This is a genomic window from Sedimenticola selenatireducens, from assembly GCF_963675335.2.
GTDB classification, from domain to species: Bacteria; Pseudomonadota; Gammaproteobacteria; order Chromatiales; family Chromatiaceae; genus Sedimenticola; species Sedimenticola selenatireducens.
This window is the reverse complement of sequence record NZ_CAXXYC010000003.1, coordinates 471381-484101: the sequence shown is the minus strand read 5'-3', so window position 1 is coordinate 484101 and position 12721 is coordinate 471381. Positions and strand designations below refer to the sequence as shown.

14 protein-coding genes are annotated in these 12721 nt (G+C 52.1%); 3 read left to right on the top strand and 11 right to left on the bottom strand.

Going from position 1 to position 12721, the window contains the following annotated elements; translation table 11 throughout:
- The first annotated feature begins 11 nt into the window (after positions 1-11).
- A complete protein-coding gene (locus ACHZBF_RS05980; protein WP_321527914.1) occupies positions 12-641 on the top strand; it encodes an AzlC family ABC transporter permease in 630 nt (209 codons plus the stop codon).
- Complete coding sequence (locus ACHZBF_RS05975) at positions 638-973, top strand: AzlD domain-containing protein (protein ID WP_321527913.1); 336 nt, start codon at positions 638-640, stop codon at positions 971-973. The genes ACHZBF_RS05980 and ACHZBF_RS05975 overlap by 4 nt, the downstream gene beginning before the upstream one ends.
- A 148-nt stretch (positions 974-1121) precedes the next feature.
- On the opposite strand, the gene ACHZBF_RS05970 is transcribed toward ACHZBF_RS05975, so the two are convergent.
- Together ACHZBF_RS05970 and ACHZBF_RS05965 are read right to left on the bottom strand one after the other, a co-directional pair.
- Positions 1122-2144, bottom strand: coding sequence for a toll/interleukin-1 receptor domain-containing protein (locus ACHZBF_RS05970; RefSeq protein ID WP_321527912.1), 1023 nt, complete (start codon positions 2142-2144; stop codon positions 1122-1124).
- Between the two features lie 105 nt (positions 2145-2249).
- On the bottom strand, positions 2250-2900 hold the full coding sequence (locus ACHZBF_RS05965) for a thioredoxin family protein (protein ID WP_321527911.1): 651 nt from the start codon (positions 2898-2900) through the stop codon (positions 2250-2252).
- Between the two features lie 711 nt (positions 2901-3611).
- Between ACHZBF_RS05965 and ACHZBF_RS05960 the strand changes: the two genes are divergently transcribed.
- Entirely contained in the window at positions 3612-4742 is a 1131-nt protein-coding gene (locus ACHZBF_RS05960; RefSeq protein WP_321527910.1) for a cytochrome P450, read from the top strand.
- A 296-nt stretch (positions 4743-5038) separates the two neighbouring features.
- On the opposite strand, the gene ACHZBF_RS05955 is transcribed toward ACHZBF_RS05960, so the two are convergent.
- From ACHZBF_RS05955 to ACHZBF_RS05915, 9 genes are all read right to left on the bottom strand, one after another.
- Positions 5039-5488 carry a GNAT family N-acetyltransferase gene (locus tag ACHZBF_RS05955; protein WP_273439108.1) on the bottom strand — a complete coding sequence of 150 codons (450 nt, stop codon included), beginning with the start codon at positions 5486-5488 and terminating at the stop codon, positions 5039-5041.
- Positions 5489-5542: 54 nt separating this feature from the next.
- Complete coding sequence (locus tag ACHZBF_RS05950; protein ID WP_321527909.1) at positions 5543-6238, bottom strand: transposase; 696 nt, start codon at positions 6236-6238, stop codon at positions 5543-5545.
- A gap of 49 nt (positions 6239-6287) precedes the next feature.
- Entirely contained in the window at positions 6288-7226 is a 939-nt protein-coding gene (locus ACHZBF_RS05945) for an SDR family oxidoreductase (protein WP_321527908.1), read from the bottom strand.
- A 299-nt stretch (positions 7227-7525) separates the two neighbouring features.
- Positions 7526-8020 (bottom strand): GNAT family N-acetyltransferase, encoded by a 495-nt coding sequence (locus tag ACHZBF_RS05940; protein WP_321527907.1) that lies wholly within the window; start codon positions 8018-8020, stop codon positions 7526-7528.
- A gap of 116 nt (positions 8021-8136) precedes the next feature.
- Entirely contained in the window at positions 8137-8382 is a 246-nt protein-coding gene (locus ACHZBF_RS05935; protein WP_321527906.1) for a hypothetical protein, read from the bottom strand.
- A 443-nt stretch (positions 8383-8825) separates the two neighbouring features.
- Positions 8826-9302, bottom strand: coding sequence for an LEA/WHy family protein (locus tag ACHZBF_RS05930; RefSeq protein WP_321527905.1), 477 nt, complete (start codon positions 9300-9302; stop codon positions 8826-8828).
- A gap of 641 nt (positions 9303-9943) precedes the next feature.
- The gene (locus ACHZBF_RS05925) at positions 9944-11431 is read right to left on the bottom strand and encodes a sensor histidine kinase (RefSeq protein ID WP_029132949.1); all 1488 of its coding nucleotides are present in this window, start codon (positions 11429-11431) and stop codon (positions 9944-9946) included.
- Complete coding sequence (locus tag ACHZBF_RS05920) at positions 11425-12132, bottom strand: response regulator transcription factor (RefSeq protein WP_321527904.1); 708 nt, start codon at positions 12130-12132, stop codon at positions 11425-11427. The genes ACHZBF_RS05925 and ACHZBF_RS05920 overlap by 7 nt, the downstream gene beginning before the upstream one ends.
- A gap of 164 nt (positions 12133-12296) precedes the next feature.
- Entirely contained in the window at positions 12297-12599 is a 303-nt protein-coding gene (locus ACHZBF_RS05915) for a hypothetical protein (RefSeq protein ID WP_321527903.1), read from the bottom strand.
- Between the last annotated feature and the right edge of the window lie 122 nt (positions 12600-12721).

The window sequence follows — 12721 nt, the reverse complement described above, 5'->3', positions numbered from 1 at the left end:
CCGTACCCTGAATGGAATTTTCAACCACCATGTCCAACACCCATCGCACCTTCTGGAGAGGCTTCCTGGATTGCAGTCCATTTATCCTGGTTGTCGCCCCCTTCGGTCTGCTGTTTGGCGTGGCGGCTGCAGAGACCGGACTTGATCTGATCCAGACGATGTCGATGACCATCCTGGTGATCGCCGGAGCCGCACAATTTACCGCGCTGGCACTGATTGATGATCACACACCAACCTTCATCGTCATTCTGGTTTCTCTGGTGGTAAACCTGCGCATGGCGATGTACTCCGCCGCACTGGTACCCCACCTCGGCAAAGCGCCGCTCAAAACCCGCATGCTGGCATCCTATTTCATGGTCGACCAGACGTTTGCGGTTTCGATCAGGCAGTACGAACACACCCCCCAGTGGCCGATAAAAGAGAAGCTGGCTTACTATTTTGGTGCTGCAACCAGCATCTGCCCATTCTGGTACGGATTCTCCCTGCTGGGCGCACTGATCGGCAAGGCGATCCCGGAGTCCTATGCACTCGACTTTGCTATCCCGATCTGCTTTATCTCACTGGTCGCACCGATGTTACGCAGTCTTCCCCACCTGGCCGGCGCGCGCACCGAGCTGTGGCTGAAGGAGCGCCAGACATGAGCCCGGACAGTGGTACTATCTGGATCGTCATCATCGGCCTCGGCATAGGCACCTATCTTATCCGCTTCTCTTTTCTCGGTCTGATCGGCGGGCGCCCGCTGCCGGAATGGCTGCTGCGTCATCTACGTTATGTCGCGGTCGGCGTCCTCCCCGCATTGATCACCCCACTGGTGATCTGGCCACATGCCACCGGTGGTCAGCCCGAACCCTCCCGCCTGCTTGCGGCATTGGCAGTGCTGGTCGTCGGCGTCTGGTCGAACAACGTGATCGGTGCCATCGCCGCAGGTATGGCAACGTTGTACGGCGTACAGTTTATTATCGGGTCAATGTAGAAGCGTAAGATGGATGGAGCCAGTAGGGTGTCCCTCCAAAAAACGGTTACGACGAGTTGCGGTGTTTTCGTCTCCATTCATCCCAATTGCTTTTCTTATAAATATCACGTCAAAACCTGACACCGTTGTTTTCGTCGCCGGTATCTGTCTATGCTTCATGCGAGTCCAGCTCTGTCGGCTCAACGCACCCTGACCAAAACCCGAATGCATCGTGAATAACGATACCTAACGGTTCGGCAAAGGAGGTCATCTCGGGGATTCGTTCGACGAGTCGCTCCCGAATCAGTTCAACAAAGAGCATCGTGGTGGCCGCCCGAATCTCGCCGGCAGTGTCCTCATTGAAGCCCAGTTCGTTTAGCCGTGGGATCCATTCCTGCATCTCAGTGCCCATCTCCTCACTCACCTTGACTACCTCCAGATCATCCTCGAGCACCCCTATCCCCGTGCCGAGATCGAGCAAAAAATCGAGTAAGTGCTGATGGGACTCGTGAGCGAGGGATATCTCTTCCTCCTCGGTGAGGTCGGCGTTCTGATCTATCGAGTGAAGTACAGAGATGCCGGAGTACTCTTGCCAGTCGTTGAATACGTGGTCTGAGAAATAGATTGGGCGTCCTCGGAGCCAACGCGCTCCGTAGGTACGCAATCGCTCGGCGACCCTGGCCCCAAACACCAGCTGGCCATTGAATTCTCGAAGAATACCGGCACGTAGTGCCAGGCGCAGGTTCTTTTTTGTCCACGGCCGCCTCTGGTGTCGCGGGTGGGTCCAAGATCGCTCGAAGATCTCTATGAGTCGCCGGAGACTGCGCCGATACGAGCCCCGTACAGAAAAATCAACTAGATGGAGATGGCGCAGCGCGCGGGGTACATCACACTCCTTTTTAAGCAGGGGGATAAGCTTGGACCGACCTTCCCGCTCACCGTGGGCAAGAGCCTGATTAATCTCGTACTGCACCCATTTCGAGTCAACAGAGTCGGGAGTGAGCACAACGATCACGAAGTCGTTATCGGAAATGGCATTATCGAGTTGTTGTTTCCAGCGGACAGCCGGTTGGAGCGCAGCCTCGTCTAACCATACTGTCGCACCATGTCGCTTCAGATCCTCGGAAAGACGGCGAGCGAAGGCCTTGTCTTGGGAGCTGTGAGACAGGAACACACGAGCATTGGGTATCACCAGCAACCTCCTCAGACAGTCCGGCGCCTGTCTTCACTCCATCGATTCAGAAAGGGAGCGTCTGACCCTGATATAAACCCTTCCGGGAACCGCCCACCACTTCACTTATCGCAAGGTGGGCAGGCTCTCTTCGGCAACTTCACGAACATCTGCGTTCTCGTCATGGAGCAGCTTCCGGACGAACTCCCGGGCGTTGCTGCTATGAGTCAGCGCCAGATAGTGGCAGGCATCACCACGCACCCTGGGGTCGGCGTGTTGCGTCAGCTTGCCCAGTTGCGGTATGTATTCCTGCAACAGTGATCGGCCTTCATACTCCTCCATAATCACGCCGATCCCGAGGCGCACATTGAGTTTTTCGTCTGCAAAGTCCAGCAGTTCGATTACCCGCGCCATTACGCCAGCGTCCTTGGCAATCATGGTCAATACCCGTTCCACTTCGCCTTCGGCCAACATGGTCTCGATATAGTCCCGAACCCCCTCGTGTGTCGCAGACGTTTGTGCCCACTGCCGAAACTCCGCCAGACTGCGTTGCCCGGTGAGTTCAAACGGACCGATACGCACCCAGGGCACCGAGTGCACACCCAGTTGCCGTGCGACCTCGGGGCGCTGCTCCAAATTAATCACTTCAAGCTTCCCCAGCACACCCTGTTTCACCAGTTCGGCAAGGCTGTTCAACACCGACGGACAATGCGCGCAATGTGTGCTCAGCAACATCAATGCGTCAGGTGCCTGGCTTTCGCTAATTTCATTGCTCATACGATTCATAAATATTTAGAAGGAATTGCCACGATATTCATAGGGAGAAATCTTGCCGTCTATCTTAACTTGCTTTCGCTAACAGCGGCATCATATTAAAAACGGTCTTGTACTGAGGACCAAAAAAACATTGCCGCCACACCCGATTATAGATTGATGAATCGGATAGAAACTCCCCTGAAATAAACAGACTTACCGTAGGGATGATTCTGGAGAGCCACGTGATAGCTCTCGGGCCTTGGTGCGCAGTCCGTCCAGAATAGTCGCTATGCTGTTCCACTTGCCGATCCTGAGAGCACCCATCCGCACAAAACATGCTAACTTAATTGTAGTGCATGCAATCAACCTGACAGGTGATAAAGGGACTCGGCGCGACTCCATTGATTTTACGGGCGCGGTGAACCGGTAAAACCGGAGACAACCGTTCGTTCGCCGAAGCATGGCATTTTGATACACTAAAAACTCGCAGTTAGTATTAAAAGCTCGTATGAAACTTTGCGCCAACCAGTCTCAACCATTTGTGTGATAAATAGAAAAATATCTCCAAACACTCAGAGCCAACAGAATTGGCGGCAGCTAGCGGGGCAGATGAAAAGACAGAAGGTATTTCACTACTGGATACCGATGCTGGGGAGGTAAGAATCGAGCAACGATGCTGTTGCCAAGCAAGTAGTATACTTTGATAGTCAAGGAGCCAACATGACCGATCACATGCCAGATGACTTGTCCGCTACCGGCCGCGACTTGCGCGCCTACACCGACGAGTTGAGACCCAAGCATCCAGTGATCAGAAACGTTGCCGGCGAATGGGTGTTACTCAGGCATGCCGACGTCGTCGCCGCGGCCCTGGATCACGAGCGGTTCTCCAGCAGAGTCTCTCGCTACCTGCAGGTTCCCAACGGATTTGACGGTGAGGAACACACCCGCTATAGAGAAGTTATCGAGCGGCACCTTGGCCATGACGCCCTGGAACCGTTTATACCCGTCTTCGAAAGTGTTGCAGCCCAACTGATGGCAGAATTGCCCAGGGGCTCGGTGCTGGACGCCGTAAGCGACATCGGCGCCGTGTTCGCTGTACGTGCCCAGTGTGAATGGCTGGGTTGGCCTGCCGAGTTGGAACCACGACTGCTGGAGTGGATGGCGGAGAACCACGCAGCGACACGCTCCGGGGACCATGCCTGGATGGTGAACGTTGCCGAACAATTCGAAAAGATCATTCTCTCGGTCATCCTGCCCCGCCGTGCAACGGAAGGCAACGCTCCCGATGACGTGACCACCCGGCTTTGCCACGAGGTGGTGGATGGGCGGTTGCTGACGGAGACGGAACTAGTGTCGATCCTGCGCAACTGGACCGGAGGCGACCTGGGATCTATCGCGCTATGTGTCGGCGTACTCGTGGCCCATGTCGCTCAGCAACCAGAACTTGCAGAGCGGTTACGTACTGCCTCGGACAACGAAGTGGAAGCGGTCATCGATGAGGTTTTGCGCCTCGACGACCCGTTTGTGTCTAATCGGCGCATCACCACGTGCCCGGTGCAGATCGGGGGTCAGGATATCCCGAGCGGTGCCCGGGTTAAGCTGAACTGGACCTCGGCCAACCGCGATGAGGCGGTCTTCGACAACAACCGGTTTGATCCCGAGAGGAACGCGGCAGCAAACCTTGTCTACGGGATTGGGAAACACGTTTGTCCGGGACGGCTGCTGGCCACCTGGGAACTACGCATTGCTTTGCAGGCACTGCTGGCATCGGTGCAGACCATCAAGCTGGCGCCCGACCAACAACCAGAGAGGGAAGTGGCGCCCGTGGGTGGGTACCATCGGGTGCCGGTGATATTCCTCTAGTGCGTGGTCAGGTATTACGGTGAAAGTCTGATTACAAAACTCAACCATTCAGCAGTTTTGTCTAATTTGGGGTCAGATGAAAAACTATCCGGCGCCAATCTTGCCTTTCGGGCCACGTTTCAAATTAACGACGCGCCGACCAGACAACCTCTCGATCTTTTCTTTAAAATACTCATTTCCAAGCGCCATGGTTGATTGTATCTTGGCATTGGACACCCCCCTGTTAGAGTTGGGTGTCCGTTTTAGCAAAACGCAAGTCCCAGCCAGCATTTTTTGCGGGCGACATAATGCACTTGTTATGCATTTTTTAGTCTCTTAAGAAAGCAAACAATACGTTCCGTTTCCAAGAAACCTAAATGCTTGTGCATTGCAATGCTTCGATAATTATCAATCTCCGTATCACTTGCTAATTCTAAGTAACCTTGTGATATTGCCCATTGCTCTGCTGTTCTCATCGATTGCTTGCCATACCCATTACCTTGATGCTGGGGTTTGATGTACCAAGCCTCGACATATGGCAGTTTTGAGCTTCGACTACCTTCTGCAAAATTTCTTATATTTAACTCCATAAATCCGATTTGTTCAGACCCGATTTCAGCAATATAAACCTGAACAATATCGATGGATGCCCCAGAAAAATACTCTTTTATTTCCGAAAAATGGCCATCGTTCGTTTCTGGCCAGAGTGCGGTTCTCATCTCAGACCATTGAGCTGCATCTTCTTCAATTGCTTCTCGAATGTTCATCGTTTTTTGCATAACAAATAGAATGGACCCAAGAGTTTGGGGTCAGATGAAAAACTATCCGGCACCAGCCTTGCCTTTCGGGCCACGTTTCAAATTAACGACACGCCGACCAGACAACCTCTCGATCTCTTCCTTAAAACGCACACTTCCAAGCGCCATCCCCTGATCAGCGCTCCGCTGAATATCCGTCAAAACCTCCTCATCAAGTTCATAACGAAAGAGTGCCCGATATGCCTCCGATCTCTCGGCCGGCGTCTGACCCAGTGACAGGTAGAGCGGGTGTGGAGTCCAGCAGGCTGCCGAACGACCAAGGCCATTTGATCCATAGCTTGACCAGCGATAATCACCCGGAAACATCACCATACCGGCTCTCACAGGGTTCAACTCAATATATCGCTGGCAGAGAAGCAAATAGTCCTCAGAATCGACCACACAGGATTTGAAGCGCCCCTCCCATAGTGTGCCACTGCGTCTGTAAGTGTAGTTGAAGTAACGTACATAACGTCGGCCAAGTGACTGCATCAATGACGAGACCCCGTCAACAGTCGCCGGAGTAACCAGCAGGTGAACATGGTTTGTCATGAATACCCATGCATGTATCGCCACATCAAATTGCCTGGCGTACTCCTCCAGCCAGTGCGCATATGCGGCAAAGTCCTCGTCCGAGCCGAAACAAGCCTGGCGGTTGTTGCCGCGCTGAATGACGTGTTGCGGAATGCCTGGGAGGCGTATCCTGGGTAAGCGAGCCATAGATCATCCTTGATCGTGAGTGAAGTATAGAGCGGCAGTATATCTGAACCTACATGTACGAGATCAAGTTTCTCATCTGACCCCAAATGTTTTTGCAAATGTTTTTGCAAATGTTTTTGACCCCAAATGTTTTGACCCCAAATGTTTTTAACCTGATACTATCAAAATAGGCCTGCCAGCTTACATGCTCCCTACCAGCTGCTTCATAGTAATGGCTTGGGTTGTCGGCTTTTCCTTCTTGAATCCCCTGATAAATACCAGCGATAACAGTGCCTATAAATTCACCTAATTCAGCTATCCGCTCCTGACGGTATTCTTCCACTGTCATGGGCGTATAGGTCAAATCTGTACCAAAAACACTGTTAAGATATTCGGCAAGTTGGTATTGGGTGATAGCCTCGCCATGCAAGTTGTAGGTTCGAGTGTTATGCAGGTCTTCAGTTAACATTCGTGCGTAAGCATAAGCCAGTTCTGGCCGTGTGGTGTAACCACACTTACCAACACCCGCACAATTAAAAATTCCGCCCGATTTTTTGTAGGCTTCAATATATTCAATATCAGGCTCGATATAGATACCATTGCGACCAATCACCCACTCCAGGCCACTGTCCAGAACGTCCTGCTCCGTTTGACGATTGCTCTGAACAATCGGAGAGAACGCAGTTCCAGTCTCTGCCCCCTGCACGCTGGTGTAGACGATCTTGCGAACCCCGACATTCTGGGCCGCACGGATCACATTGCGGTGTTGTTCTATGCGCTTTGAGGGTTCATCCATGCCTGACACTAGCAGGACTGTGCTGACAGAACGAAGGGATTCCTCAAGTTCATCCTGTGAATTGTAGTCACCCTTCCTGATCTCGACGCCAAGGTGTTCAGCCTTCGCCGGAGTACGCGCCAGTCCAATGACAGAGTGGGTTCCCAGGCGAGACACGGCTCTTATGATTTCAGAACCAAGCTTCCCGCTGGCCGCGGTTACTGCGATTGTCATTCTGATGTTGCCCTCCAAATCCGTAGCTTTCCAACCAGACCGGCCTGCTGTTTAACAGATAACTATAGCAAATAAGTGACTCCAACTTACTTCAGTAATTTACGCATTTACACATTAAACTCTACGTTATCCACCTGCTCACTCCTGTCGGCATCCATTAAACAAAATCAACTCGACAAAGGTAACAATAGTGATTCCGTGGGTTAGTCAATTCCCGACACCCCATTTATTATCGAGATGAATTCAACGGATCGGTGCAACACCGTTTAAAGTTTTTCAGAGGAAGTTTTTCTGATAAGTCAGGTAGGTTCGGGGTCAGCGTTTTTTTGAGCGAGCCTTTTCGACATTTCATGACGTACGTACCTGAAACCAAGCTCTTCATAGAACTGTAGCGCTGCCTGATTTCGGGACCATACATTAAATTCCAGTATTCCCAATTTCCGATCCAGCGCCCAATTTTCGATTGCCCGTATTAAAGTTCGCCCAAATCCTTCTCTCCGACAACCTTCCTTTATGCATATTTCATAGATAAACGCGACGGGCAATTCGATAGCCTGGCCACCTTCGTGCATGCGTTCCGCGATCCACGCACAACCGATTACCGTACCCGCATCCTCAAGGAGAAGAATTTCCTGTTTTTCATCTTTGAGTATCTGCAGGTATTGATCATTGCCCAGATATATCTCGACTCGCCTGATCAGCTCCGGTTCAATTTCAGAATGCAACGCATTGAGCTCTCGCAGTAAGCCCTCGATGCTCGAGTAATCTTCAGCGGTAGCTATTCGTACATGCATGGATTTTAGTCCTGAGCAATGGTGATCTAATTAATGATTAATATAATTAATCACTCTGATCCCTTTTATCTTGACCCCGTTGATCTCATTTTATGGCTTGTTTTCATGCACTTTCATTATTGTTGTGTTGCATAAATCATCACCGCGATACCCGCCGATGTGAGAACAAGCGAAATGATATTTTTTGTTTTCTTTGTTTTGATTACTGTGTATGCCATGCCCATATTAATGCTGGATAGCGGGCCATAGCATTCATTGTCTTTTTTATAAGAAGCGGGATCAAGCCTAACAAACATGAGGCCGATTCCCGCAACAATAAGAATTAATCCGTAAAATGCAAAGATCAAACTGTCAGCACTCATATATTATCTTCTTGTATCCTAACAGTTGATTACCCAGCAAATTCGCAAAACCAATTGCAATACTGGACTTATTGTTCTATGCATTACCCCGCCTTTCTTGATCAATTTGACTCTTCCGGGATACTGCATCAGGGCAATATTCAACATCCACCAATCGGATATTTTAAATTCTCAACAAGTTACCAAACAAAGCATGACAGATGAAATAATTTCTTCACGACACTGGACGAGTGTTGTTTAAGGGATAGGTGATATTGTTTTCTGTCAACGAAGGCTGAAATGGGGTGATAAGGAAAATCAATGGAATCAGAGTCATTGGTCCGGGGGTATTCAGGACGTAATGCGGGTTTAGCCCTCCGGTGACGTTGTCGAAGGCACAGCCAACCGCTGGTGAAGTGCCCTTATTCGTAAAACCAATGACCCCTTTATCCGCGAATCCCCTGTCACCGACCAGGCTCAGACAAACTGAAACTGCCCGACTCCTCCACGTTGATATAGGGCAGTATGCCACCCGCATCAATCCGCGCCTTGAAGCTGAAACCCAGCGTGTCGCGCTGGCGGGCAAACAGGTCGCTCAGCAGGCGGATGCTGCCAAACAGGTTGGGACTGGCCTCGATCACGAAGTCCGCCATACCGTAACTTGGCACCTCGGGCAGATCGCCCGTGGCGCCGCTCAACACCCGGTTGCCCTCCACCTCCAGCGAGTAGCTCATGCCCCTCAGGGACAACGTCTCTCGGTTCGGATTGATCACCTGTATGCCGATGTTAAAACGGGGCGCTTGCCCGGCGGCGGATTCCGGCGCCAGGGCAAACGAGGTGATATTCACCTGGGGCTTTTCATAACCGGGCATCATACCGGCACAACCGGAAAGCAACAGGGAGACCAACAGCAACAGCCCTAAAGGTAAAGTAATACGCATAATTTTTTCCAATAACAGTCCAAGTTAAGAGGGGCAAAGCCCTTTAAGGCCCCACACCTATTCTGGATCAACGCACACCTGGCATAATGGCCATCATCTTCTGATCGATATTCGTCTTCACCACTGCTCATCTTTCATGACCAACTCTCCGCTAGTGAGCGCCGCTTGTAGCATCTCCATTGGATAGCTCTACCTCTCTCCTACAGGATCGCCTGACAGAAATCAGGCAAATTCTCTCGTTTCGGTACGTGACGACTGCAGACCAGTGCTTTTCACCATACAACCTATGACAAGAAACCGGCGTTCATTGCCGGTATTGGTCTGGATTTCCAAAAGATCAGGGCCTTTCCAGAGCGCCAGAGCAGTCTGGAGGTTAATTCCATGTTATTCCAGGTTGGTCTTGCGCTTGTCGTCGTAGAACTCGAAGCCACTCATGAGTATAAGCTATTCATTTTTTGTTCATTTCACAAGATGAACAGGGGGGAGCCGTAAATTGCTCGGCTTGATCAAGCCAACCCAGTAGGACATTGAAGAAATAGGAAATTTTACATCCCGCCAAACGGTTATTCCCCACGTTCTCAGCCGCTTACCAAACAACAGACGACAGGTGAGATATTTTCTCTTTGGCGTTGCCCGGTCATTCAGCCCACCGGCATCCGCACCGCCGCCAGCGGCAGCAGGAAGGTGAAGGTGGTACCGCCACCCGGTATGGACTCGACTTGAATCTCACCTTTCTGCAGGCTCATGATGCGCTTGGCGATGGCCAGTCCGAGGCCGGCGTGTTCGCCGGAGGTACGCTTTTTGGCAGATTGGTAGAAGGGGTCGAAGATGTGGGGCAGGTCTTCGGGGTTGATGCCGCAACCGGTATCCTTGACGGCGATGGCGACGCCATGTTCTTCAGCCCGGAGGTCGAGCCGTATGCTGCCCCCCTTGCCGGTGTGGGTGAAGGCGTTTTCGATCAGGTTTTCCAACACCCGCTCGGTCAGGCCGATATCGGCATAGACAAACGGCAACGCCGGGGGCGGGTTCATGCCGAGTTGAATCTGTTGCTGTTCGGCGCGTAGTTGATATTTCTGCACGACGTCCTGTACCAGCTCAGCCGGTTGAAATGGTTCGCAATGGGGTTGGGTCTCGCGGGCATCCAGGCTGGCCAGTTCAAACAGTTCGGCCACCTGTTTCGAGAGTCGTTGTGCCTGGCGAAGCGCAATGGCGGTATATTCCTGTCGCTCGGCTTCGGCCATCTCGCCCCCTTTCAGCTCGAGCGATTCCATGTAGCCCAGCATGGAGGCGAGCGGGGTTCTCAGATCATGTGAAACCTGCGCCACCAGTTTGCGTCGCAGGCTGTCCTGCTCCTTCAGTTGTTCCAACTGTTGCTGAATATGTTCCGCCATCTGGTCAAAGGTGAGACCGAGCTGGTCCACTTCATCGCTCGGTCGTGCCTGTGCCAGCAGATAGGGTTGATGCGAGATAAAATTGCTCTGATGAAAGCTCGCCATCAGATTGGAGAGCCGGTGCAGCCGGCGGGTCAGCAGCCGGAGTACGATCAACCCGACCAGCAGGCCCAGGCCGAGGCTGACCACCACCGCCCAACCGCTAAGGCGCAGGAAATAGCTCTCCCTGATCATCTTGTCGACCGAGTCGAACTCCTCGCCTCGCAGCACCACGTAGAGATAGCCTTCCGGATGATCGGTCGTGGGGACCGGGGTGACGGAGAATGCCTTCTGGCCATCATGACTGCGTGGATCGTCACCCAGTAGCGGATACTCTTCGGCCCCCTCCAGGAAGGCCAGCAACGGCCCCAGCGAAACATGATTGCGTTTCACCTTACCCGGGTCGGCTGAGTAGGAGAGTATCTTCCCGTCAAGGTCCAGCAGATAGATCTCGATGCTGGGATTGATCACCATGTATTGATGGAAGGTCTCTTTTAATGCCTCCTGGTTGAGTCTACCCTCCGCCACCAGATTGCGATCCGCCACCAGGTTTCTGGCCAGTCCCTTGTTAAAGGATTGATTGACTTCCTGAAGGTAATACTTAGTGGCGGTAGTACTGATGACGGCATACAGCAGTCCGATGGTGACAAACAACACCACCAATCCGACTGCCAGTTTTGCATAGAGTGTCCTCAGCATGTTTCGGCAAACTTGTAGCCGACACCCCATACCGTCAGGATGTATTTCGGATTGGCCGGGTCGGCCTCGATCTTGGTGCGCAATCGGTTGATGTGAGTGTTGACGGTATGCTCGTAACCTTCGTGGTTATAGCCCCAGACCGAATCCAGCAGCTGTATGCGTGAGTAGACGGAGCCGGGGTTGCTGGCAAAGTGCAGCAGCAGATCGAACTCACGGGCGGTCAGCTCCACCGGTTCCCCCCGCACCTGTACCTGGTGGCGCGTTACATCAATAACGATATCGCCACGGTCGATGATCGCCTGCGCCGGTTTGGTCTCTTTCGATGCGGTGAGTGCTTCCGTTCTTCGAAACAACGCCTTGATACGGGCCTGCAGTTCCAGCACGCTGAATGGTTTGGTGAGGTAATCATCCGCCCCCATCTCCAGACCCAGAACACGGTCCAGTTCGGAAGACTTTGCAGTGAGCATCAGGATCGGCACATAGCCTTCGGATTTGCGGATTTCACGGCAGACAGCAAGGCCATCCATGCCGGGCAACATCAGATCCAACACCACCAGATCATAATTATCTTTTTTAAATGCAGCGATCCCTTCATTGCCATTGCCGATAATGTGACCCTGGCAGTCAATATCATTCAGATGGAGCTGCACCAGGCGCGCGATATCCGGGTCATCTTCGATAATCAGCACTTGATGGGTCATGGGTAATGCTCACTCTGCCGCTTGCGCTGGAAACATGATACATGTCCTGCCGCCGGGTGACTAATGGTTGAGCGTTGTCGCCCCCGAGCCTATTTGTTGGGTTAGCCCAAAGGGCGTAACCCAACCTACCGGGCTCCACATACAATGTCCGATTGGAGTCTGGACTATTTTTTCATCTTGTCATCCATCATCGGTTTCTCTTCCATCTTGTCCATCTTGTCATCCATCATCGGCTTATTGTCCATTTTATCCATCTTGTCATCCATCATCGGCTTCTTATCCATTTTGTCGTCCATCATCGGCTTCTTATCCATCTTGTCCATTGTGTCGGCCATCATGGGCTGTGCGACGCCCATGACCGGATGACCAGCGCCATCCTTGACCATGCCGCCGGCAGTGACAGCACTTACGACAGATATCAGCATAGCCATAGAACAGATTTTCAGTACTGTGGTTTTCTTCAACATAACGTTCTCCCTGAGAGGTGTTGTTCGCCCTTCGGCACAATCACCAGCAATGACGGGCAACATTGGTCCCTGCGGCTGGCTTGAGGTTATTTAACAGCGGAGAGATCCAGCCGACATCACGG

Excerpts from the sequence above, each read along its gene's own strand:
- ACHZBF_RS05980 (WP_321527914.1), top strand. The coding sequence starts at position 12 with ATGGAATTTTCAACCACCATGTCCAACACCCATCGCACCTTCTGGAGA.
- ACHZBF_RS05975 (WP_321527913.1), top strand. The coding sequence starts at position 638 with ATGAGCCCGGACAGTGGTACTATCTGGATCGTCATCATCGGCCTCGGC.
- ACHZBF_RS05965 (WP_321527911.1), bottom strand. The coding sequence starts at position 2,900 with ATGAGCAATGAAATTAGCGAAAGCCAGGCACCTGACGCATTGATGTTG.
- ACHZBF_RS05960 (WP_321527910.1), top strand. The coding sequence starts at position 3,612 with ATGCCAGATGACTTGTCCGCTACCGGCCGCGACTTGCGCGCCTACACC.
- ACHZBF_RS05955 (WP_273439108.1), bottom strand. The coding sequence starts at position 5,488 with ATGAACATTCGAGAAGCAATTGAAGAAGATGCAGCTCAATGGTCTGAG.
- ACHZBF_RS05950 (WP_321527909.1), bottom strand. The coding sequence starts at position 6,238 with ATGGCTCGCTTACCCAGGATACGCCTCCCAGGCATTCCGCAACACGTC.
- ACHZBF_RS05945 (WP_321527908.1), bottom strand. The coding sequence starts at position 7,226 with ATGACAATCGCAGTAACCGCGGCCAGCGGGAAGCTTGGTTCTGAAATC.
- ACHZBF_RS05940 (WP_321527907.1), bottom strand. The coding sequence starts at position 8,020 with ATGCATGTACGAATAGCTACCGCTGAAGATTACTCGAGCATCGAGGGC.
- ACHZBF_RS05935 (WP_321527906.1), bottom strand. The coding sequence starts at position 8,382 with ATGAGTGCTGACAGTTTGATCTTTGCATTTTACGGATTAATTCTTATT.
- ACHZBF_RS05930 (WP_321527905.1), bottom strand. The coding sequence starts at position 9,302 with ATGCGTATTACTTTACCTTTAGGGCTGTTGCTGTTGGTCTCCCTGTTG.
- ACHZBF_RS05925 (WP_029132949.1), bottom strand. The coding sequence starts at position 11,431 with ATGCTGAGGACACTCTATGCAAAACTGGCAGTCGGATTGGTGGTGTTG.
- ACHZBF_RS05920 (WP_321527904.1), bottom strand. The coding sequence starts at position 12,132 with ATGACCCATCAAGTGCTGATTATCGAAGATGACCCGGATATCGCGCGC.
- ACHZBF_RS05915 (WP_321527903.1), bottom strand. The coding sequence starts at position 12,599 with ATGTTGAAGAAAACCACAGTACTGAAAATCTGTTCTATGGCTATGCTG.